24 protein-coding genes are annotated in these 20,760 nt (G+C 44.4%); 3 read left to right on the top strand and 21 right to left on the bottom strand.

The features are described from left to right. Positions 1–304: 304 nt before the first annotated feature. From ASU00_RS09770 to ASU00_RS09760, 3 genes are all read right to left on the bottom strand, one after another. Complete coding sequence (locus ASU00_RS09770) at positions 305–1,111, bottom strand: DUF1444 domain-containing protein (protein WP_057913260.1); 807 nt, start codon at positions 1,109–1,111, stop codon at positions 305–307. A gap of 51 nt (positions 1,112–1,162) precedes the next feature. Continuing rightward, positions 1,163–1,474, bottom strand: a complete 312-nt coding sequence (locus ASU00_RS09765; protein ID WP_057913259.1) for a thioredoxin family protein — start codon at positions 1,472–1,474, stop codon at positions 1,163–1,165. Positions 1,475–1,578: 104 nt separating this feature from the next. After that, a complete protein-coding gene (locus ASU00_RS09760) occupies positions 1,579–2,082 on the bottom strand; it encodes a hypothetical protein (RefSeq protein WP_152983723.1) in 504 nt (167 codons plus the stop codon). A 120-nt stretch (positions 2,083–2,202) separates the two neighbouring features. Between ASU00_RS09760 and ASU00_RS09755 the strand changes: the two genes are divergently transcribed. Then, positions 2,203–2,652, top strand: coding sequence for a YtoQ family protein (locus ASU00_RS09755; RefSeq protein WP_057913257.1), 450 nt, complete (start codon positions 2,203–2,205; stop codon positions 2,650–2,652). Positions 2,653–2,738: 86 nt separating this feature from the next. Here ASU00_RS09755 and ASU00_RS09750 read toward each other — a convergent pair whose 3' ends face one another. The 3 genes from ASU00_RS09750 to ASU00_RS09740 form a co-directional block, all read right to left on the bottom strand. Further along, entirely contained in the window at positions 2,739–3,608 is an 870-nt protein-coding gene (locus tag ASU00_RS09750) for an AraC family transcriptional regulator (RefSeq protein ID WP_057913256.1), read from the bottom strand. A gap of 133 nt (positions 3,609–3,741) precedes the next feature. After that, positions 3,742–4,248 (bottom strand): DUF84 family protein, encoded by a 507-nt coding sequence (locus tag ASU00_RS09745; protein WP_057913300.1) that lies wholly within the window; start codon positions 4,246–4,248, stop codon positions 3,742–3,744. A gap of 83 nt (positions 4,249–4,331) precedes the next feature. Next, entirely contained in the window at positions 4,332–5,405 is a 1,074-nt protein-coding gene (locus ASU00_RS09740) for a M42 family metallopeptidase (RefSeq protein ID WP_057913255.1), read from the bottom strand. A gap of 176 nt (positions 5,406–5,581) precedes the next feature. Between ASU00_RS09740 and ASU00_RS09735 the strand changes: the two genes are divergently transcribed. After that, positions 5,582–5,899 (top strand): PepSY domain-containing protein, encoded by a 318-nt coding sequence (locus ASU00_RS09735; RefSeq protein WP_057913254.1) that lies wholly within the window; start codon positions 5,582–5,584, stop codon positions 5,897–5,899. Positions 5,900–5,950: 51 nt separating this feature from the next. Here ASU00_RS09735 and ASU00_RS09730 read toward each other — a convergent pair whose 3' ends face one another. After that, the gene (locus tag ASU00_RS09730) at positions 5,951–6,796 is read right to left on the bottom strand and encodes a YtnP family quorum-quenching lactonase (protein WP_057913253.1); all 846 of its coding nucleotides are present in this window, start codon (positions 6,794–6,796) and stop codon (positions 5,951–5,953) included. Positions 6,797–6,941: 145 nt separating this feature from the next. After that, positions 6,942–7,580, bottom strand: a complete 639-nt coding sequence (gene trmB / locus ASU00_RS09725; protein WP_057913299.1) for a tRNA (guanosine(46)-N7)-methyltransferase TrmB — start codon at positions 7,578–7,580, stop codon at positions 6,942–6,944. A 241-nt stretch (positions 7,581–7,821) separates the two neighbouring features. On the opposite strand from trmB, the gene ASU00_RS09720 reads away from it, so the two are divergent. Then, positions 7,822–8,097, top strand: coding sequence for a YtzH-like family protein (locus tag ASU00_RS09720; protein ID WP_057913252.1), 276 nt, complete (start codon positions 7,822–7,824; stop codon positions 8,095–8,097). Here ASU00_RS09720 and ASU00_RS09715 read toward each other — a convergent pair whose 3' ends face one another. The 13 genes from ASU00_RS09715 to ASU00_RS09655 all read right to left on the bottom strand — a co-directional run bounded on the left by ASU00_RS09715 (position 8,098) and on the right by ASU00_RS09655 (position 20,666). After that, a complete protein-coding gene (locus ASU00_RS09715) occupies positions 8,098–8,880 on the bottom strand; it encodes a phosphotransferase family protein (RefSeq protein ID WP_057913298.1) in 783 nt (260 codons plus the stop codon). Positions 8,881–9,189: 309 nt separating this feature from the next. Continuing rightward, entirely contained in the window at positions 9,190–10,122 is a 933-nt protein-coding gene (locus tag ASU00_RS09710) for a diacylglycerol/lipid kinase family protein (protein ID WP_057913251.1), read from the bottom strand. 2 nt (positions 10,123–10,124) lie between these two features. Further along, positions 10,125–11,111: an NERD domain-containing protein gene (locus tag ASU00_RS09705; protein ID WP_057913250.1), complete on the bottom strand. Its 987-nt coding sequence runs from the start codon at positions 11,109–11,111 to the stop codon at positions 10,125–10,127. Positions 11,112–11,135: 24 nt separating this feature from the next. Next, entirely contained in the window at positions 11,136–11,690 is a 555-nt protein-coding gene (thpR, locus tag ASU00_RS09700) for an RNA 2',3'-cyclic phosphodiesterase (protein ID WP_236712695.1), read from the bottom strand. Between the two features lie 216 nt (positions 11,691–11,906). Then, positions 11,907–13,145: an Nramp family divalent metal transporter gene (locus ASU00_RS09695; RefSeq protein ID WP_057913248.1), complete on the bottom strand. Its 1,239-nt coding sequence runs from the start codon at positions 13,143–13,145 to the stop codon at positions 11,907–11,909. A gap of 198 nt (positions 13,146–13,343) precedes the next feature. Continuing rightward, a complete protein-coding gene (dat, locus tag ASU00_RS09690) occupies positions 13,344–14,198 on the bottom strand; it encodes a D-amino-acid transaminase (protein WP_057913247.1) in 855 nt (284 codons plus the stop codon). Positions 14,199–14,218: 20 nt separating this feature from the next. Then, positions 14,219–15,631, bottom strand: a complete 1,413-nt coding sequence (pepV, locus tag ASU00_RS09685; RefSeq protein WP_082630226.1) for a dipeptidase PepV — start codon at positions 15,629–15,631, stop codon at positions 14,219–14,221. 308 nt (positions 15,632–15,939) lie between these two features. Further along, on the bottom strand, positions 15,940–16,425 hold the full coding sequence (locus ASU00_RS09680) for a DedA family protein (protein ID WP_057913246.1): 486 nt from the start codon (positions 16,423–16,425) through the stop codon (positions 15,940–15,942). 184 nt (positions 16,426–16,609) lie between these two features. Then, a complete protein-coding gene (gene lepB, locus ASU00_RS09675) occupies positions 16,610–17,191 on the bottom strand; it encodes a signal peptidase I (RefSeq protein WP_057913245.1) in 582 nt (193 codons plus the stop codon). 64 nt (positions 17,192–17,255) lie between these two features. Beyond that, positions 17,256–17,639, bottom strand: a complete 384-nt coding sequence (locus ASU00_RS09670) for a DnaJ family domain-containing protein (protein WP_057913244.1) — start codon at positions 17,637–17,639, stop codon at positions 17,256–17,258. A 207-nt stretch (positions 17,640–17,846) separates the two neighbouring features. Then, positions 17,847–18,257 carry a DUF4064 domain-containing protein gene (locus ASU00_RS09665; RefSeq protein ID WP_057913243.1) on the bottom strand — a complete coding sequence of 137 codons (411 nt, stop codon included), beginning with the start codon at positions 18,255–18,257 and terminating at the stop codon, positions 17,847–17,849. 145 nt (positions 18,258–18,402) lie between these two features. Next, positions 18,403–19,839 (bottom strand): uroporphyrinogen-III C-methyltransferase, encoded by a 1,437-nt coding sequence (cobA, locus tag ASU00_RS09660; RefSeq protein ID WP_057913242.1) that lies wholly within the window; start codon positions 19,837–19,839, stop codon positions 18,403–18,405. Positions 19,840–19,850: 11 nt separating this feature from the next. Beyond that, positions 19,851–20,666, bottom strand: coding sequence for a uroporphyrinogen-III synthase (locus tag ASU00_RS09655; protein WP_057913241.1), 816 nt, complete (start codon positions 20,664–20,666; stop codon positions 19,851–19,853). Positions 20,667–20,760 lie beyond the last annotated feature (94 nt).

The following is a 20,760-nucleotide window of genomic DNA, read 5'->3' as shown; positions in this document are numbered from 1 at the left end:
TAAACCTAACACCTCTAGATAACTTAAGCCCCTAGTCTACTATTTAAATAAAACACCGCTGTTAAATCGCGTTTACAAAGAGATTAAGTTTTGATGCAGCCCCGAAATCGGCCATATTAGTACTGAAACCTATAAAACACCGTTCGTTGAGACCGAACGGTGTTTTGTGGGTTATCGCTTATTTTTTAGATATTTCCAAACTCGTATAAAAACAAATATGAACATTTACGGTTTCCTATTCCCACTCTATTAAACTAAAAAAACAAGACCACTGCCTACTTAGCACGGTCTTGTTTGCTGCGCTTTATTGTTCACGCTTTTTGTTTTTCCCCAGGATGAAAATGGGTTCCAACTCATTATCCTCGTAGAGAAATGATAATGCCGTTATCGGTACATGTCCGCTGGCAAAGAAGCTCATCGCCATTTGGGCTAGAATATCGTATCCTGTATCATTCTTCACATCGGCTATGATGATCACATCTTGATGCGGAATGGCCACAGCCATCGTTCCCTTAATCTTATCCTTCATTTCCCGAAGCCACGGTTCATTCAGGATCCTGCTTGCATCATATCCATCATTCGTGTTCAAAAAGTAAAATGTATTATCGGCGACGATATCCGACTTCAATGCAGTGGAAAGCGAACGAGCATTGAAAGAAGCAATTTCACGGATTCTATCACCCTGCCAATTTTCCCGTTGAATCATCTTTTCGTCTATCAGTCGATACGTTTTCCCTAAATCGAGTGCATAAAAAACCCTGGTTTCAGCCGTATGCTCATCGTATAGAAATGGATTTCCTTCTTCCGATTCCATTGGAAAGGAGGTTGAACGAATGACCGGGAAGATCGATTTCTCCTTGCCCTGCATACTATGTTCTTCCCCCATTACCTTCAAGGCCTCTTCGACGTAATATGTGACTTCATCAATTGCCTTATCCGCTACGTTTTCATAATTGGCAACTACCGGAGCCAATTGGATGGCGATACCCTTGCCTGTATTCACATTTTCAACCCGTAACGTATCTTGCTTGCTATCGAATTTGAATGCTCGGTTATCACCTTTCAAACGTTCCTGCAAAATATTTTTCAGCTTCTTGCTGTCCATTTTCATGATTGGCCCTCCTCTTCATTGAAAAAATCCCCAGCGAGAAGGGGATTTTATTTATAATGATTGAATGAATTCCTCAATTTGTTCTTGTGTTTTGCGATCCCTGCTCACATACCTGCCAAGCTCTTTACCATTATCATAACCGATGAAACTCGGTATCCCGAATACGTCATTCGCTGCACAGACATCGATGAATTCATCGCGGTCCACATGAATGAACGTAAAATCAGGAAATTTCTGTTCAATCTCCGGCATGAACGGTTCGATTACACGGCAATCTACACACCATGCTGCTGAAAAAAGGAAAATATGTTTGCCTTCATTTTTCAATGCATCATATTGGTCTACAGTTTTTAAATTTTCCATTTGAATGATCCTCCTGCTCTTACTAGCCCTTTTACCTTCATCATACCAGAATTTCTAATAATCAACCATTAATACGGATTGGTTCAACGACAGCAAGTTTTCTATCATTGTTGTATGGATGATACGACCTCCATCATTTGTTTCGCATCGTTTTTCAGCCGGTCCTTATCCGTTTCAGTCGTCAGCTTCACTCCACCGATCCCAACGGCAAGCTCATACTTTTCCTTCATTGATTCTTTTATCGAAACAAAGCCGAATTTATCGTCATTTTGAAATGAATGCAGGACCAAGTATTGACCAGCTTGTTTCTTTATCGCCAAAAATAATACGGAGCTATCTTCTTTTTCATTTGGATTGACAAATAATAAATAAGCCTTGTCCGCTTGCTTGATAATCACATTATTATCATCCTCTTCTTCCACCTTGAATCCCCGTGGCAAATAGACGTGGATAAGCCCCACTTCCACATTGGGCTGTTTATCATCGTCACGAAAAGCGACTTCGGCGGCTTTCACTGCCTTTTCGGTTTGCCTTTCAATACTTGAGCACCCAACTATCAAACCGCTCAACAACAGGAACATCAAAAAATATTTTTTCGATACAGACATTGCCATCCCTCCAGCCGTCTCTTTGCTTTTATAGATACTATTATCCTTATTTCCGAAATTCATCCATTTGCAAAAATCATGGTACAATGAAGGCAATGTATATACCAAGGAGGAAAAAATATGCAATTAACCGTTTATCTTGCTGGGGAAATCCATTCAAATTGGAGAAATGAAGTGAAGGATAAGGCTGCGGCCTTGAAGCTTCCGTTACTGTTTGTCGGTCCGATGGAAAACCATGAACGTTCCGATCTTATTGGTGAAGATATTCTCGGAGAGCAACCAAACTCAATCCTCAAGGATGCTGCCGCTTCCCAGATCAATAATTTGCGGACAGGTCTTTTACTGAAAAAAGCCGACCTTGTCGTCGCACTGTTTGGCGAAAAATATAAACAATGGAATACTGCCATGGATGCGAGCACTGCCGATTCCCTTGGTAAACCGCTCATTTTAATTCGCCCGGAAGCTCATCATCATGCCTTAAAGGAATTATCAGAAAAAGCGAGTGTCACGGTCGAATCCGTCAATCAAGCGATGAAGGTGCTTTCTTATATTTTTGAGGATGGAAAGTGAATGGAGATCATTCAATCTAGTTCGCGTTAAAAATAAAAAGCTTGTAGGGGGAATGGGATGCCCCCTACAAGCGAAAAATAATCACCTTATCTCTTTTTGATCGGTATCCAAATCTCTGAGTAATAATCAGGGTTCAAAGCGTCATCATTCGAGTATACTTCCAATTCCGGCAATCCCGCATGTTCATAGCCACTGGTAGGGAACCATTCGGAAAATATTTGCTTCCACGCTTTTGGGATCGCATCCGGCATCGGTCCGTGAACTTCAAAAGCGACCCACTTCGAAGCAGGTATCGTAAGAGACGAAAACGGTTCAGGCACTTTGCCGGTATATTCAGCAGCTATCCAATAATCCATCGTTTCGTTTTTTTCATCTGCCCTCTTATCGACACATACCCCAAGCAAGCCAACGATTTCCCCATTGTTCAACTTCGCTAACTTGTCACTTGTTCCATTCGTATTCACTTTCTCCCACAGCTTCGGGATTCCGACTAAATTTTCTTCATTGACCAAGGAAAATTCTTGCTTGATTCCGATCAATTGAAGGGAATCTCTTTCAAGGAATTTGTATTTCATCGGTTTTGCTCCTTTCAGTATCACCTGTATCACCAGGCGTTCATAGAATTTCAGCTTTCCCATATACTTTCGCGCCTCACTTGGGGATACCCCATGCTGCCTTCGAAAAGCTTTTGAGAATGCCTCGGGAGTGTCATAACCATATTTATAGGCTAAATCGATGACCTTTTCAGTTGTGCAAGAAATCTCTTGGGCCGCTAAGGTCAGCCTGCGACGTCGGACATAGTCGAAAACGGTGCTATCCGTTAATATGGTGAACGTCCGTTGAAAATGAAAAGCGGAGGCATTCGCTTGTCTGGCAATGCTCTCGACTGTCAGGTCATCCAACAAGTGCTCCTCGATATAGTCGATGGCCGTTTGGATCGATTCAATCCACCCCATTACACTCACTCCTTGTCATCTATACTAGCAGCCCCGCTACTAACAATCCTGTCAAATTGTGCTCTGTTGCGGCAGTACCCTTTTTCCGCTCCCTTCGCTTCAGGACAGAACAAGGAATTGATAAGCTTTGCGGTTACGATTTCAGCTTATATTCATGTTGACCGGCTAGCATCCTCATGATATGGAGGAACATATCGCCCCTTGTGATTCGCTCATTCGTAAATACGCCGATTGCCCCTTCCTTCTTGCTAACATTCGTTTGTTTTGTGAAGGCGTCCATCACTGGTCCCAATTCTTCGCCGCGCAGCAGCTTCCCGGCAACAATTTCCGGTAGCGGAACCCTTGCTCCGCCTGCTACGATAACGGAGCCGTCTCTCGTGGCCATCGCACCCCAATTGCAGAGAAACAGGTCTTGGTTCATTTTCACGACACCGCCTTCAAGCCCGATGCCGATATCTGCGTTACTTTGAGCCAAACAATTTCGAGCCCGCGTCATGGCCCCTTCCATCGTTTCTTCATCTGAAAACGGCTGTTCCGAGACCCCGCTTTCCACTTGAAGTGAAATGATTTCAGCTTCTTCATATACGTCAAGCACAGCTTGTATTTTCGCTGGATTTTTACTGCCTATCGCTATCCTCATGATCGCTAATTTCCCTTCTATGTAAAAAAAGCTGCTGGAAAAGGAGTGATGACAGCCACCCTTTCCCATTTCAGCTTCTTCTATTACCCGTTATTTTTCAATGTCTCGAAAGTCGTTTTATCACAAGAGCGAACCAATTTCCCGATCAATTCACGAGCAGCTGCATAATCATCAATGTGGATCATCGAGGCATGTGTGTGAATATAGCGGGAACAAATGCCAATCACGCCGCTTGGGACGCCCTCATTCGCGATATGGACCTGGCCTGCATCCGTGCCGCCTGGGGACACGAAATATTGATAAGGTATATCATTCGACTCAGCCGTATCGAGGATGAATTCCCTCATGCCGCGATGCGTAACCATCGAACGATCAAGAATGCGAAGCAATGCCCCTTTCCCGAGCTGGCCAAATTCGCTCTTACTGCCTGACATATCATTTGCCGGGCTTGCGTCCAAGGCGAAGAAAAGGTCTGGTTTGATCATAAAGGCAGCTGTTTGTGCCCCCCGTAATCCCACTTCCTCCTGTACCGTCGCCCCTGAATATAAAACATTTGGCAAGGTTTCCCCTTTTAGATCTTTTAACAGCTCGATTGCCAGTCCGCAGCCATACCGATTATCCCACGCTTTCGCAAGGATTTTCTTCTCATTGGCCATCGGTGTGAATGGACATATCGGCACGATCTGCTGTCCAGGCTTAATGCCGATTCTCTTCACATCTTCCTTGTCGTCCGCACCGATATCAATCAGCATATTTTTGATATCCATCGGTTTTGAGCGTAGCGATTCATCCAATAAATGGGGCGGGATCGAACCGATGACCCCTATGACCGGACCGTTATCGGTTATGATTTCCACCCTTTGCGCCAAAAGCACCTGGCTCCACCAGCCCCCTAGTGGTTGAAACCGAATCATGCCATTTTCGGTTACGGAAGTGACCATGAAGCCCACTTCATCCATATGACCGGCAACAAGTACAGTCGGTCCTTCTTCATCCCCTCTTTTGACGCCAAAGATTCCGCCAAGGCGATCTTGGACGATTTCATCCGAATACTTCTCCAGTTCACGCTTCATGAAACTCCGAACTGCATGTTCATTTCCCGAGGCACCTGGTAATTCTGTCAGTGTTTTAAAAAGATCTAAAGTCTCATGATTCATTTTTCTACCCCTACCTTATGTATTATTTCTTACAATTTTACAGAACTTAGTTTCATGTTTCACTTCAAAGTTCTAATTTATCAGTTAATGGGTAAAATTTCAAATTATTAGTCAAATAAACCCTTCTTCTGTATACTAGAAGAAGCGATTTTAAAAAAAGCGATGGAGGAGAAATAATGAATTGGAAAACGTTTTTACTAGGAACAGCAGCCGGGTTCGCCGCAGGCTTCGCGGCTAAGCAAATATTGGATCAATCAAGCGGACCTTCTCCAGATAAAGTGTTGGCCCAAGTGAAGGAAACCGTCAAAAGAGATGGAAATATATATGGTTCTTGGATTCTGATGAAGCCTGAAGCCTATACGAAAAATGAATTGGACTATTTAGTATATAAAGGCGGAATCACCAGAAACACAGAGGGCTTACGGGAGCAGTTCGAATTTATTGCAGATGCGACGACGGGAACGATTTTGGAGCTTAATGCACAAAATGATTAACGGCAAAAGGGGGACTGTCTAAAATGACGTCCTCCTTTTGCTTTTTTGCGCTTAGCGGTTCCGTTTCAATTCGGCTATTATCTCCTTACCCGTTACATCCCATTTGAGCGCTCTATAGTATGCATCATGGTAAAAGCTGTACCAGGACCCATTTTCCAGTCCTGTTTTCATCCACTTTTCCTTTGCCTTAATCGACGTCATCGGATAATCGTCATAGGCGAGCACCCATAGGACATTCGCATGTGCATGCGTCGGCATGATATCGGCCATATGAATCAGCCTGTCCGCTCCATCCTTGATGATGATGATCGCGTGTCCATCACTATGACCGCCAGTATGAATCATCGTAATGCCTTCCGTAATCTCTTTCTCTCCTTCAAAAGGGCGTACAAGTGGCGCAACAGCTTCCCAGTTTTCAGCCCAATATGTACTTTTTGATCGAATATTCGGGTTTTGCATTTCATTCCATTCCGTTTGAGTCGTAATGATTTCAGCTCGCTCGAAAACAGGCACCCAAGCGTCACTTTCACGTTTCGTCAACCCGCAGGCATGATCGAAATGTAAATGGGTCATTAAAATGTAATCGATATCATTTGTACCAATCCCAAGTGTGTCAAGATCAGCTACGAGATTCGATTCCTCCGTCACCCCGAAATTCCGCTTTTGCTTGTCATTCATTTTCCCATTGCCGACCCCGGAATCAATAAGGATGTTCAAGCCATTGGCCTGTACTAAAATCGGATCGGTACGTAATTCGATTTGGTTACGGTCGTTAACCGGGTACCTCTTGGACCAGAGCGGCTTTGGTACGACACCGAACATCGCGCCTCCATCCAAGTGAGTCACGCCGCCATTCAACCATGTTAATTTCATTTCCCCTATTTGCAAAGTTTCCATATAAACCCTCCTCTTCTGTTAGTTTAACACCCGTTCCCTTTTATGGAAATGGATAACGATCAAGCCATCTGCGTGTATGTATGACACCGACTTGAACAAAGTAAAAAACCAGACGCTGTGCACCTGGTTTCCTGGTCGATGATCATTATTGGAACATAGCTTCCATACGATAAATCCGATTTCCTTTACTTGAAAACTTTTCTTCATATTCCGTCATGATATTGCCTTCAAAGCTGCTATTATGCAGATCTAGACTTACATATTTCAACAGCATCCCGTACTCGGAAATACTCTTCAAGGACGATTCGAATAATCCTTGGTTATCGGTCTTGAAGTGGATCTCGCCTTTATCCGGCAGGATGCCTTCATACACCTCAAGGAATGTTTTATACGTTAACCGGCGTTTCGCATGTCGTGATTTCGGCCATGGATCGGAGAAATTCAAGTAAACGCGATCGACGTCACCTTTTGCAAAATAGTCCCCTAAGTTGGCTGCATCAACATTCAACAGCTTCAAATTCGGCACTTCCGCTTCAATCAGCAGATCCAGTGCCGCAACAATGACACTTCTATATACTTCAATTCCAATGAAATTCACTTCAGGATGGGCCTTTGCCATTTCGGTAATGAAACGGCCTTTCCCCGTACCCACTTCAATATATAACGGATTATCGTTTCCGAAAACTTCATGCCATTTACCTTTATGGCTCACTGGCTGCTGAATCACATATTGTGGAAAATCATTCAAACGGTCTTCAGCCCAAGGTTTATTTCTTAAACGCATGATGACACCCCTATTTATAATATAATCGTTCAAACCATAACACGATGGATGGAATCCTGCAAGCTGATTTTTCAGGAAAGCCCCGCTTGCACCAATGGAACAACGAAAAAAACTGCCAGCCACCCAGGCGACAGTCTCTGTAGTTTTCATGTATAAAACTTACCGCAAAACAAACCATAAATAAGTGAAGGGCAGGAGCAAAAGCCGCCTAAATCTCTATTTAAGAAAGGAGAGGTAATATATGCCGCTTTCCCATGAACATCAAATGTCATTATTGAAGGATATATTGACCAACCATCAATCAGACTGCTGCGGGTCCGTTTCTGAATGCGAACAAGTGGAAAGGCTCGTCAAATCCTTAATGATCAACATGGATATCGATAGCAATGTGAAAACGATACTGACGGAGATTTACGAATACAGCCAAGGAGGCATCGGTGCCTCCGATTTAGATGCACATATTACGACCCACCAGAACGACCTGTCCCAGTGGGTGGATGATATCGATCAATTCTGATCAGCCAATCATCAATAAGGCTTCCAATTTTTGCAGTAAATGATTTCTTTCCTCGTACCGATTCCTACGATGATGCCATTGGATGGAAAGCACAAGTTGTGAAACCGTGTGCCATTTCATCCTCATCTCCAGGCCTGCATCAAGCTTTTTGCCGTAACGGGCTAGCCATTGATTCCATTCTGCCCTTGGGATATAAGAATACAGGAGTATGCCAAGGTCGATGGCCGGATCGCCGATGACGGCTCCGTCCCAATCAATGAGGAACAACCCGTCCGTTTCGGTCATGAGCCAATTATTATGATTCACATCACAATGACAAACTACTTCTTCGTCGCATTCAATCAACAGGAGATTGTTCTGTAAAAAATGAATGGCCTGCTTGATGATCGGGATATCCGTAACATCGGAAGTTAATCCAATTTCTATGTCTGTAAGTATGCTTTCAGGTCGTAAAGGGGATTTCCCAAGCCTTTTAAGCATACTTAACAAAGGATCGGATTGATGAATTTTTTGAAGCAGCTTTGCGACTCTTATATTGTCCATTTCCTGCTGAGATAGCTCCCTGCCTTCCATCCAATGCTGGGCCGTAATAACATCCCCATTTTCCAGGCGTTTTGTCCACATTAACTTCGGAACAATGCCCTCAGCTGAAAGAACAGCCAAAAATGGCGATGAATTACGTTTAAGGAAGAGCTTCTGCCCATCTTTCTCGGCTATAAAGGCTTCTCCCGTAGCTCCTCCAGCAGGGGATATATCCCACTCCTGACCTAATAAATGTTCCAACTGGTTCACCTTCAATTTCCTCGCTTAATCATACAAATGTGGGTACGTTACCTAGTGTATGTATTACCACTACTTTGAGTCCATGTTTAATAAAAAACCCGCCCGCCGGCGAAGCTGCATATATACGTGCATCGGGATGATACCCGCAATTAAAAACATCCTCATATTAGAGAGATAAAAAAATAGCTATTGATCAATAGCCGTAAATTAAATTTTAGTTGAAAAAAGGTTTCTTCGTCAAGTACTATATAAAACGATTATACGCATAAACCAAAAACAAATAAATCATTTCATGTTTTTGCTTGATCGCTAGTCCTTGATCATGACGTGGATTTTACCTTCCAATACCTCTGCAGCCACTTCCTCCACACCAACAATTTCCCCATCCGACTGGATTTTTACCGACCCATGATTTTTCATTTTTATCATGTTTCCAGTAAAAGAAACAACGTTTTTGATGTTGAGGTGCCCGCCCCATAAAACGGTGATGAATACGGCCAGCAATTTGAGCCAGGCAATATCATGAACCGCGATCACATTAAACCGGCCATCATCGAGCTTTGATTGCGGTGAAATTTTGATCCCCCCGCCAAAGTAAGGCTGGTTCGCTATGACGATGAACCACACCTTTTTCAATGAATGGCGTTTTCCATCAACGATCAATTCCATATCGCCAGGCTTATATGTGAATATTGTCTTGAGAAAAAGGATGAGATATATCAATTTACCCGCCTTGACGAGATTAAACCATTTTTTCAGCGGGGAACGGTCGGCTTCAGCGGAAATTTCAGCATCCACCCCCATTCCCAGGCTGTTCACAAAATAGCCGAACCTGCCATCCGTTTCGTACTGACCGATGTCTATAGCCTTGGATGCGTTATCCTGAAACAAACGAAGGGCTTCCTCCACACTTTTCGTTTGTTGGATGCCCCGTACATAATCATTGCCAGAGCCACCTGCAAGGGCTCCGATGATGGCATGAGGAAACGGTAGGGCGCCATTCACCATTTCATTGATCGTCCCATCTCCCCCTACCGCAATGATTCGGGTTTCCCTGGCTGTCCTTGATAAAATCTCCTCCGTCAAACGGAATGCGTGACCCTTTTCTTCCGTAAAGAACACCTTATAGGGAACAACATCGGATTTCAGCATTCCCTCGGCTTGCTCCCATACCTTCATACTGCCTCCATTACCAGCCATTGGATTGACGATGAAATAAAGTGTTTCATTAAGGTTCGGCATGCTCATTCGCCTTTGAGTTCGTCGGCAACCCATTCCGACCTCATGCTCGATGTCGTTTGACAATATTCCAGCAATGCCTGTGCCGCTTTCAATTGCTGGGCCTTAATGGGGGAGGAAGTGTTCCTCATCCGTTCAAACCATTCCGGGAAGGTCCGTTTATCCAATACCGTCATATCATAAGGAGCTTCAGGATAATCGACATAACCATTCCTTGATAGAATGGCCTTCTTGATCGGGATGTTCACCTCATAAAGGGAAAACAACTGAGAGACGATATTCCCCATCCGATTAGCGCTCAATAACGGATTGAGCACTTTTTTATCAGGATGACTATGATGCCTGCGAGTCCAAAACCGATCGCCCGAGCCGATGAATGCAGCATCCTCTTCCGCTTCGAGAAAAGTGATGCACCACGCGTCCACAGGGGTCAATACAATCACATCGACTTCCACAGGCGCGTTTTTCAATAGAAAGATAGGCTTATATAAAACGAGGAACGTATCGGGAAAACGCTGCAGGAAAAAGCGAAGCCTCTCATCCAAAAAGAATGATCGATCCACAAATGATTTTTCACGCAGCGTCGAACTTCCCCATTTCATTTGGAAGCGAAGCAATTGATTTAAATAATTCTGCTTTAATTCATCAAGATTGGCTGGGTGGAAGGGGAATCTTAATGAAAAAATATTGGGATTCTCAACCTCATTCGCCATCACCAATTCTTCTGCCTCAGTCTCCTGTTTCCCCGTCCGGTGGAATATCCCTTTCACTTTTTTCATTAAGCCCTTGGACTCGTCCTGGTCCGGCTCCATTTTCACCTGCGTATCCTCTACGCTTTGTTCGCTATACAGCCGATCTAGTTCACCTGCGTGAAATGCAGCCTTCAATTTATCCCATTGCTGTTTTTTCAATCGGGCATATTGTGTTGGATAACGGTAAATATCCTGCTCATACCGGGAAATATAATCCTGCATCTTTATGAGCTGTGCCATTCGGCCACCACCCTTCTCTCTCTATTATTGAAGGTTTATCGTGAAAACCTTTTCGTATGAAGGCGATGCTCCGAGATGTGTTTGATAAAGCGCAACCTGGACTGCCTCAAAATACTTATCATCCAAATTCGCCACCTGCCGGGCGGTCTCCAAAGAAAAGGAATCTTCCCCATCGAATTTCCTTGCTATCGTTATATGAGGCTTAAACGGCTTTTTATCAAGTTCAAAACCCGCCTCCACACATGCGCTATATAGTTTCTTCTGCATGGAAAAAAGCCTCTCTTGCTGCTTCACGCCCGTCCATAAAATCCTTGGACTGTCACCCCTGCCAAAAGCGCCGATTTCATCCAGCTCAAGCCCAAATGATGTCTCTTCCGCAAGCACGGCCTCCACACGCTTTTGCACATCCTTTTTCAAAGAATCGTCAGCACTTCCCAAAAACGCCATCGTAATATGATAATCGGCCGGATGCAGCACTTTCTTAAATGGAAAACGTAAAATCAGTTCTTCCGTTACATTATGTATATAAGCCTTAATCTCGTCAGGCAACACTAAAGCAAAGAAAAAATGAGTATTCATGGTCACTGACATTCCTTCCTGTTCTTTCTATAATTTTACCATAATTACCTGAAGACATCCCCCCTATTCCTTTCAGCAAAAAAGACTCATGATTCCATCGAGGAAAAGTGTTCGGGATGAATTATTCACGCGTTAGGTCGAATTACTGGCGGTCACGGTCGAATCGACAAAAACAATACGGTAACAGCATAAAAAAAAGGACTAAGTCTAGTCCTTTTAGTTAAACAGTGTTTCGTAAAGCAGGAACAGGTTCAGTCCGATAATAAGGACCGCAATCAGCCAGGCAACAGTCGAAGTGATTTTATGATTGACGAGATTGCCCATGATTTTTTTATTGCTTGTAAACATGATCAAGGGCACTAGGGCGAAGGCGATACCAAATGAGAGTACGACTTGACTCATGACCAGTGCTTTGGACGGGTTCACTCCCCATAATATGATGAGCAGGGGCGGAACGGTGGTGATGATCCTTCGCACATAGATCGGTATATGTCTTTTAATGAATCCCTGCATGACGACATCACCTGTCATGACGCCGACGGAAGAGCTGGATAAGCCGGCAAATAATAATCCGATCCCAAAAAAGATTGCGACGGATGGTCCGAGCATCGTACCAAATTGTTGATAAGCTACATCCAAATCCTCCACTACTATTCCATTCTTATGAAATAGGGCAGCCGAGACGATGACCATGGCGGCATTGATTCCACCAGCGATCAACATGGCGATGACTATATCAATCTGCTCAAAGCGAAAAATCCTTTTTCTTTCAAGGTCGTTTTTACCGACTATTCTCTTTTGGGTTAAAGAGGAATGAAGGTAAATCGCATGCGGCATTACGGTTGCTCCAAGCATACCCGCCGACAGTAAAATGCTGTCCACTCCTTCGAATTTTGGCGTGAATAGTCCTAAGGCAATGGCCGATGTGTCAGGATGCGCATAAAAAACCTGAGCCCCGAAAGCAAGCACCACGACAAAGATCATGACCGTGATCAACGCTTCGAATGTCCGATAACCTCTGCGCTGGAATTCCAAAATGGCAAAGGAACCGAATGCTGCAATGAGGGCCGATTTGATGAGCGGCAGGTCGAAGATCAAATAAATCCCAAGTGCAGCACCTATGAATTCAGCTAAGTCCGTGGCCATGATAACGATTTCGGCCTGTATCCATAGTAAAAATGATGTTTTCTTCGGAAATCTTTCCCTGCATAACTCAGGAAGGTTTTTCCCAGTGGCTATCCCTAATTTTGCTGACAGTGTTTGAATGAGCACAGCCATCAAATTGGAAGCGAAAATCACCCATAATAACGTATAGCCATATTTTGAACCGGCGGTAATATTGGTTGCATAATTCCCTGGATCGATATAGGCGACCGCCGCTATGAACGCCGGGCCTAGATATGGAAGCAGATTTTTGAATCCACGGGAAGAAGATTGATGCAATGCACCAGACATGTGTATTTCAACTCCTTTTTATATGCAACTCAAAATGTTGCGACAAGTAAACTTTTTAGGTTATTGGCAAGTATATTCCTGGAGCTTAAAAATGTCAAAAAGGACAAACTGATAATTTTACACCATGCGTATTTACGCGGCATGCACGTTTAACATCAAAAAACCCCCTTGCCAGTGTGGCAAAGGGGGTTTTCACATTCAGTTAACGGAACCGCATTGCCTTTCGATTTCCTCAGCGAAAAGCAGTTGCAATTTTTCGGTCACCGGTCCCGGTGCGCCGGTTGCGATCATTCGACCATCGATGTTAATAATCGGCGTTACTTCGACGCTTGTGCTCGTGTAGAGTACTTCGTCCGCTGCCATCATACCCTCTATCGTGAAGGCTTCTTCAACAAAGGGAATAGCATGATCAGCGCAAAGCTTCAGCATCACCTGGCGGGTAATCCCATTCAAGATCAAGTTGGAGGCGGGATGCGTTTTCAGCGTACCGTCCACCACGATTGACACATTGGACGAGCTTCCCTCCGTGACCAGCCCATCACGATGCTGGATCGCTTCGTCACATCCTGCCTCCACCGCTACTTGCTTAGCCATGATATTGCCGAGTAGATTTAAACTTTTAATATTACAGCGCAACCAGCGAATATCGTCAGTCGTGATGCCTTTTGCCCCTGGCTTCATTTTCCCTGTATACGGAATTTCCTTCGTATAGGCAACAAATACCGGTTCGACGTCCGCACTAGGAAATGCGTGTGTCCGCGGGCTTACACCTCTTGTAAGCTGCATATAGATGATCCCGTCCTGCAAATGATCTTCAGAAACAAGCTCTTTTACACGCGTTTCGATTTCCGCTACAGTGAAGGGAACCTTCATCTGAATCAATTTTGCACTGTCCATCAAACGGTTCAGATGCATGTCTCCCGCGAATAATCGACCATTATATACCCGGATCACTTCATAGACGCCATCCCCGAATTGATATCCCCTGTCCTCAATATCAACCAAAACATCAGACCTGTTTTTAATTTCGCCGTTAAGTATGATTTTCCCCATGTCTTCTCCCTCTTTGCCGCTTATTTGGCCAATTCATGAATGGCACGTGCATAAATGGACGTAGCCTTGAGCATATCTTCAATGTCAATATATTCATCTTTTTGGTGTGCAATATCCTCGCTGCCAGGGAAAAGCGGTCCAAATGCTACGCCTTCTTTCAATGAGCGCGCGTATGTGCCGCCGCCTATTGAAAGCAGTTCAGCTTTATCACCGGTCTCCGCTTCATAAACCTGCTGCAGCGTCTTGATCAAAAAGCTGTCGCTGTTCACGTAATGTGGTGTTGAATGCGAATTGGTCTTCACGTTTAAATTATATGCCGCAAGCCTTTCCTCCAATGCCGCCTTTTGCTGTTCCCATTCGAACGTCACCGGATAGCGCGCGCTGAAGCCAATCGAGCTGTCACCTTTTTTGGAATATTGGAAAACTCCGGCATTTATCGTCAATTCGCCCGTTTGCTCATCCGTATAAGCCAACCCTAGATTATTTCCGCGGGAATCTTCAAACAAACGATCCTTGATGAATGTGAAGTAGGATTTCGCATGCGGATCAAGCGTAAGATCGGCTAAAAATCCGGCTAGATGAAGACCTGCGTTAACTCCATTGTTCGGTTCCATAGCGTGTGCCGAGATACCATTCATTTCGAGAAGCACTTGGTTTTTTTGTGGTACCGCTTGTCCCTTCAACGAGTATCTTTCCAGATAGGCCTGATAGTTTGCCACCACCTCAGAAGGATTGGCAGCCTCGACAATCGCCGTTGCAAAATCAGGTACCATATTCGTCCTTCTGCCTGAAGAAAATTCGCTGACATTCACTTCAGAGCTCGTTCCTTTTCCTGCATCAGCAGGTTGAATGACGGAGAAGTCCCAGATTCCTTTTTCCGCGCTGATGATAGGGAAGTCCGCATCCGGTGCAAATCCCATCGATGGCATTTCCTCCACTTCAAAGTAACGGTCCACACAGCGCCAGTTTGATTCCTCATCTGTCCCGATGATCATCCTCACACGTTTGTTCAAAGGTTTCCCAAGTTCCCTGACCAGCTTCATGGCATGATAGGCTGCCATCGTCGGCCCTTTATCATCGATTGCCCCACGAGCATATATGCGGCCATTGCGGAGCTCTGCGCCAAACGGATCCGAACTCCAACCATCTCCTTCAGGCACTACGTCTACATGACATAAAATCCCGATTAACTCCTCGCCTTCACCCATTTCAATATGACCTGCGACATTATCGACATTCTTTACGGTAAAACCGTCTTTTTCTCCCAATTGAAGCATGAAATCAAGCGCTTCCTTCACCCCTGTACCAAATGGTGCATCTTCTGTTTTGTTTTCTTCATCCAGAACACTTTTAATTTTCAACAAATTTTGTGTGTCCAGCAATAGGTCCATCTTCCGTTTTTCAACTTCTTCTCGCCAATTCAATTCAGTCACATTCGACAACTCCTCTAAATATATATATTTTTCATTTTATCACTTTTCCTACCTGATTCGCCAAGTGTTTCAGCCTTTTCTTCTTATTCCCGTTCCACCACTCCCGTCAAACTAATCCTATACAAGAAAAGAGACCGGATTGGCGGTATTTCACTCGCAGAGAAATCTTGCTCGCCTTCCATATCAATCACCGAAAGTCACGAATGCCATCCCTTAGCTAGATGCCGGCGAAATGAAAATCCCGTTTCCGGGTACCGGAAACGGGATTTTCTGATAGTTAAGATCGGACAATCTAACGGATTGGAAAGTCAGGTTAACACACCAATGAAATAGCCAAAAGCCGTAAATACCAAACACCAGCTAAATGCTCCTGCACCTGCGAATAGAAGGTACTTTCGTTTTTCCATTCCATTCATTCCGGAAAGGTAACTTGCGAAGTGCCGGACTCCCGGGATGAAATAAGCAATGATTATGGTCCATGGACCGTATTTATTGAACCATGCCTCCAGCTTCTCCAACCTTGGCGGAGTCATTTTAATCCATTTACCATGCTTTTTCAAAAAAGGCTTGCCCACCTTTTTCCCAATGAAATAACTGACAAGCATCCCGGAGACCGAACCTAGAAAACTTACGAGGAACGCCCCCTGGACATTCAAAACAGAAATGGATGACAAATAGCCGACAAACGTCATCATAAACTCATCAGGTACCGGCAAACCAATGATCCCGATGGCCAGCAGTCCATATATCGCAAAATAACCGTAGTTTGATATTAGTTCTTTTACCATTTCCATCTACTGTACCCCTTTTTACATATAATCCATTGTCCGATACGGTCTTGTTACGTGATTGCTTCTTTATACTAGAATAACCTAAATTCACCCATATGAGTTGATTTTCACAAAAAAAGTAGAATAAGCACGTTTTTTGTTGAAATGTGCCAAAGGTAAAGCGGACTCGATGACCGAGTCCGCCCTTTTAGTTTACTATTTTTATTTCCTTGATCGGCCAGTACACCAGATTGGCTTTTCCGACGATTTCATCGACGGATATCGTACCGATTTCCCGGCTATCCAAACTGTTTTGGCGATTGTCCCCCATCAGGAACAATTGATCGTCAGGTACCGTCATTCCGCCAGTAACATCCTCAAGCTTAAAGGATTCAGTCAGCGGCATACCTCCCGCCATTTGTTGCTTATATTTGTCCAAATATGGTTCTTCGTAAGCTTTTCCATTAATATAAAGCGTATCATCTTTATATTCAATATGGTCACCCGGAAGACCGATAACCCTTTTAATATAATCTTTATCCACCGTAGCATGAAAAACGACAATATCAAATCGATCGATGCTATCGATATTCGTTCCAAATTTGGTAAGAACGATCCGCTCATGATCTTGCAGGGTCGGCATCATTGACTCACCATCTACCACAATCGGTGCAAATATAAACGTACGAATTAAAAAAGCAAGAATGACAGCAATCCCGATCGCTTTTATCCATGAAAAAACTTCTTTTCTATTTTCCAATCGAAGTCCCTCTCTCTGTTTTTTATTCATGCCATTATATCATAATCCTTTCATAATCACTTCATACAATTACCCGCATTTTGCACATAATCCATTACTTCCATTTTTCATACTGGCTTTCGATGCTTTCCCACTCAATTTCCCTGCGTTGCATTTTGGGCGGGCAAATCGCATTATATGTACGGACTTTCTCATTAATTTCTTCAATTCGTTTCGTTATTTGCATGTTCCCGCCGTTCATTTTTCGCACTTGGACGACTTCGGATAGCTCTTCCCGAATTTCTTTTTGCCATTTTATCCAGAGCGGAAGGAAGCCTGCGTCTTTGGCCTTTGACAGGAAGTTGTCATACATGTTTCCCGAGAGCGCCGACTCCGGCAGCGGCTTTCCAAAACCAGGATTATTCCTCAGACCGCCGTCTTTTTCATAGTCCCGAAAAATCTGATCCATCCAATTCACATGCCCCTGATCATTTCCCATAAATAAACCCCCTCCGGTTAAAAATACATCTTTTTACAATTATAGCATTTTTCTATACATTCACTCCAATTTCAAAAATCTTTTTCTACTATAGATATAAGGTTTACTGCTAGCTTTCGCCCGTGGCCTTCAATAAGGATGCATAAAAAAGAAGCTAACCTCCAGCACGAGATCAGCTCCTTCTTCCCATCCTATGTATCATATCGATCAGACGATCACTTCCACCGTGTCCCTTGGCTTCCTTACGAGGCACAAAATTCCCGGCACGATGAAGAAGATAAGCGGCCAGACGTGAAAAACGGTCACGATACCCGTAATCAATAATAAAATCCCGGCTATCTTCGCTTTGCCGCCTTTTAATAGAAAGATGGCGCTCAAGCCTCCTGCCAATGCAATGAACAATGAGATGATCCCCGCCCATAGCAGACCCATGAACATTTTAATGGACGTATCAATCTCGGATGTTGAAAACTCCGAATCTGTCATTAATGAATAGTCCACCATCCCTTTCAAATCGACACTGTTGAGATAAACCGCTGCAATAATCGCTACGATTAAAAAAATGGCAGCGATGCTAACGCCAATGATACTTAGTGCGAACTCCCACGTACGTTTCAATTATTTCGCCTCCCGAGAAAAGTTACTCATATTTATATACCCATTTTATAGCGATTTAAAAGACTTTTAGTGTAATACCTCCATTGAAAGGGGAGATGAGCCTAGCGGCTTGTAAGAAGGACCCAAGGAAACGGTATTCAAAGCCTCAGGCCGTTCCGTTCACGATTAACGCCACCAATTCTTCGACAGATGGTTCTTCGGGCATCATATTCACGGCAAATCCATAGTCTTTGATTCTTTGGCCGGTTTGCTTCCCAATTACGCCAATCGAAGCATCCTTTAAGAGCGCTTCAAAATCCACATTTGCCTTGCATGTGTATTCCATAAGCATATCAACTGAATGCCGGTTCGAAAAAACCACCGTATCGACAGACTTTTCGGCTAGCATTCTCGGCAATATTTCCAGGAATCTTTCATCCACAAATTTCTCAATCGACTGAACATAACTTGCGTCCCCAAAATCCGAATCGATTTGGCTCTTTTCTCTATCTCCAATCACCAACAAGCTTCCCGTTTCCGCCATCTCGGATTTGAGCTTGGCCATCAGTCCGCGCTGCTGCAACACCTTCTTTGATTTCCTCGATACGACATAAAGCTCAGAAGCAATCAGCCGAAAATCAATCGCAACTTCAATGAGTGAATCCAGGAATCCATGGACACTTTCTGGTGAGGTGAAAAGAATTCGGTCAAACGAAAGAAAAGAGAGCAGCTGGCTTTTTTCCATTTTCACACGAGCGGTCACCCATTTCGGAAACTCAATCACATCGCCGCCAAGTTCCTGCAACTCTTCCGCCAGTAAACTCTTTGCCGTACCCGTTCTGGCCACTAAAAATTGTTGTCCGTACAGTGGTTTCTTTTCGAACCATTGTCTAAGTGAAATGACATCTCCAACCAAAGTGATCGCTGGATTTTGGAGCGATTTTGCTCTTACCTCTTCCACTATATCGTCCAATGTCCCCTCGACGGTTACCTGTCTACCATACGTACCCCATTGGATGACAAGCACTGGCGTGTTTGCAGGCTTTCCATGGCCGATCATGTTTTGGCAAATATCCGGAAGATTGACCACCCCCATATAGAAGGCAACAGTGTCCATACTATTGACAAGGCCCAACCAATCTATATCCTGCATTCCTTTGCCGTGGCCCGACACCATTGCAAAGGAGCAAGCATTATTTCGATGTGTCACGGGAACTCCTGCGTAGATGGAGGCGGCAATGCCAGACGTAACGCCTGGAATGATTTCAAATGGAATTCCGTTAGCTCTCAACGACTCCGCTTCCTCACCCACTCTTCCAAAAACAGCAGGGTCGCCGCCTTTCAGACGGATGACCCGACGTCCTGCCACTGCCTTGAACACAAGCAGGTCATTGATGTCCGCTTGACTGAAGCCATTAGAATATGCCGTCTTTCCACAATGAATCAATTCACAATCGAGCGGGGCAGCCTCCAATAATTTAGGATTTAGCAGCCTATCATATAATATGACATCCGCATTTTCAATCGCCTTTTGGCCTTTTACGGTGATCAGACCTGCATCCCCCGGGCCTGCCCCCACGAAATAGACCTTACCCTTGGTCATACCGCTCACCTCTATCTGCTGGCAAAGGCCTGATAATATTTCACCAATTCCACCATTGCACTGCCCATCCGTTGATCCTCAGGATATATGACCCGTTCAATGCCTTCATCGATTATAACTTGCGCCGTTACCTTTCCTACTGCAAGTGCAATGACCTTCGATTTGAACTGGTCGATTATTTTGTCCGCCACACCTTGTTCACGGACAAATTTCATTAAATTGCGCGGCTGAGGTGCACTCGTGAACACAACGGAATCAATCGTTCCTTCAAGGATTTCTTCGACCAGCTGCTGCATCGTTCCTTCTTCCGGCGGTATATGCTCATATGGAAGGATTTCCTTATGTTCCACGCTTTGTTCATCCAGCCAGTCCACCAAGAGCGGAGCCGGATCGCCATGTAGCTGCAAGGCCACCTTTTCATCACCAGACAGATGCCCCTCCAAATTGCGAACGAGCCCAGCCGTACTTCCATCATCATCACGAACCAACGGTTTGAGGCCAAGCTTCTTCAGCATATTCACCGTTTTATAGCCCCTAGCTGCAATGTTCATCGACTGCAAAGCTGCTATGAAACGATCCCCCGCTTCCAGCTTCATTGCCGTTTTGTATAAGAGCTCTGTCCCCACTCCGGTCGTGAGGATGATCCAATCGTACTCTCCTGCCATCAAACGGGTTACATCTTCTTCCAAATGGGAATCATCAAGGAATACCGTGCCCTGTGCTGGACGAACAAGCGGCACTCCCCCGAGATTATGAACGATCTTGCTCAGTTCTTCCGTTTTCCTTGCTCCCAATAAAGCTATGGTCCTGCCATCAAGCTTGCTCATTCATGCTCCTCCTATATGTACATTCTTTTTTAGATCGTCTTAGTCCACCTCCCCATTATACAAATTTTCAGTCATTGAAACTATGGAAAATAGG

Source organism: Peribacillus muralis, assembly GCF_001439925.1.
In the GTDB taxonomy this organism is placed as follows: Bacteria; Bacillota; Bacilli; order Bacillales; family DSM-1321; genus Peribacillus; species Peribacillus muralis.
This window is presented reverse-complemented; position numbering and strand designations above follow the sequence as displayed.

What these genes read in the sequence shown, in the direction of transcription:
- ASU00_RS09680 (WP_057913246.1), bottom strand. Translation starts at nt 16,425, where the DNA reads ATGGAAATGGTAAAAGAACTAATATCAAACTACGGTTATTTTGCGATA.
- ASU00_RS09770 (WP_057913260.1), bottom strand. Translation starts at nt 1,111, where the DNA reads ATGAAAATGGACAGCAAGAAGCTGAAAAATATTTTGCAGGAACGTTTG.
- ASU00_RS09750 (WP_057913256.1), bottom strand. Translation starts at nt 3,608, where the DNA reads ATGGGGTGGATTGAATCGATCCAAACGGCCATCGACTATATCGAGGAG.
- ASU00_RS09760 (WP_152983723.1), bottom strand. Translation starts at nt 2,082, where the DNA reads ATGTCTGTATCGAAAAAATATTTTTTGATGTTCCTGTTGTTGAGCGGT.
- thpR (WP_236712695.1), bottom strand. Translation starts at nt 11,690, where the DNA reads ATGAATACTCATTTTTTCTTTGCTTTAGTGTTGCCTGACGAGATTAAG.
- ASU00_RS09705 (WP_057913250.1), bottom strand. Translation starts at nt 11,111, where the DNA reads ATGGCACAGCTCATAAAGATGCAGGATTATATTTCCCGGTATGAGCAG.
- ASU00_RS09745 (WP_057913300.1), bottom strand. Translation starts at nt 4,248, where the DNA reads ATGAGGATAGCGATAGGCAGTAAAAATCCAGCGAAAATACAAGCTGTG.
- ASU00_RS09730 (WP_057913253.1), bottom strand. Translation starts at nt 6,796, where the DNA reads ATGGAAACTTTGCAAATAGGGGAAATGAAATTAACATGGTTGAATGGC.
- ASU00_RS09755 (WP_057913257.1), top strand. Translation starts at nt 2,203, where the DNA reads ATGCAATTAACCGTTTATCTTGCTGGGGAAATCCATTCAAATTGGAGA.
- trmB (WP_057913299.1), bottom strand. Translation starts at nt 7,580, where the DNA reads ATGCGTTTAAGAAATAAACCTTGGGCTGAAGACCGTTTGAATGATTTT.
- lepB (WP_057913245.1), bottom strand. Translation starts at nt 17,191, where the DNA reads ATGAATAAAAAACAGAGAGAGGGACTTCGATTGGAAAATAGAAAAGAA.
- ASU00_RS09655 (WP_057913241.1), bottom strand. Translation starts at nt 20,666, where the DNA reads ATGAGCAAGCTTGATGGCAGGACCATAGCTTTATTGGGAGCAAGGAAA.
- dat (WP_057913247.1), bottom strand. Translation starts at nt 14,198, where the DNA reads ATGGGGAAAATCATACTTAACGGCGAAATTAAAAACAGGTCTGATGTT.
- ASU00_RS09710 (WP_057913251.1), bottom strand. Translation starts at nt 10,122, where the DNA reads ATGCCGAACCTTAATGAAACACTTTATTTCATCGTCAATCCAATGGCT.
- ASU00_RS09670 (WP_057913244.1), bottom strand. Translation starts at nt 17,639, where the DNA reads ATGGGAAATGATCAGGGGCATGTGAATTGGATGGATCAGATTTTTCGG.
- ASU00_RS09720 (WP_057913252.1), top strand. Translation starts at nt 7,822, where the DNA reads ATGCCGCTTTCCCATGAACATCAAATGTCATTATTGAAGGATATATTG.
- cobA (WP_057913242.1), bottom strand. Translation starts at nt 19,839, where the DNA reads ATGACCAAGGGTAAGGTCTATTTCGTGGGGGCAGGCCCGGGGGATGCA.
- ASU00_RS09740 (WP_057913255.1), bottom strand. Translation starts at nt 5,405, where the DNA reads ATGAATCATGAGACTTTAGATCTTTTTAAAACACTGACAGAATTACCA.
- ASU00_RS09765 (WP_057913259.1), bottom strand. Translation starts at nt 1,474, where the DNA reads ATGGAAAATTTAAAAACTGTAGACCAATATGATGCATTGAAAAATGAA.
- ASU00_RS09695 (WP_057913248.1), bottom strand. Translation starts at nt 13,145, where the DNA reads ATGTCTGGTGCATTGCATCAATCTTCTTCCCGTGGATTCAAAAATCTG.
- ASU00_RS09735 (WP_057913254.1), top strand. Translation starts at nt 5,582, where the DNA reads ATGAATTGGAAAACGTTTTTACTAGGAACAGCAGCCGGGTTCGCCGCA.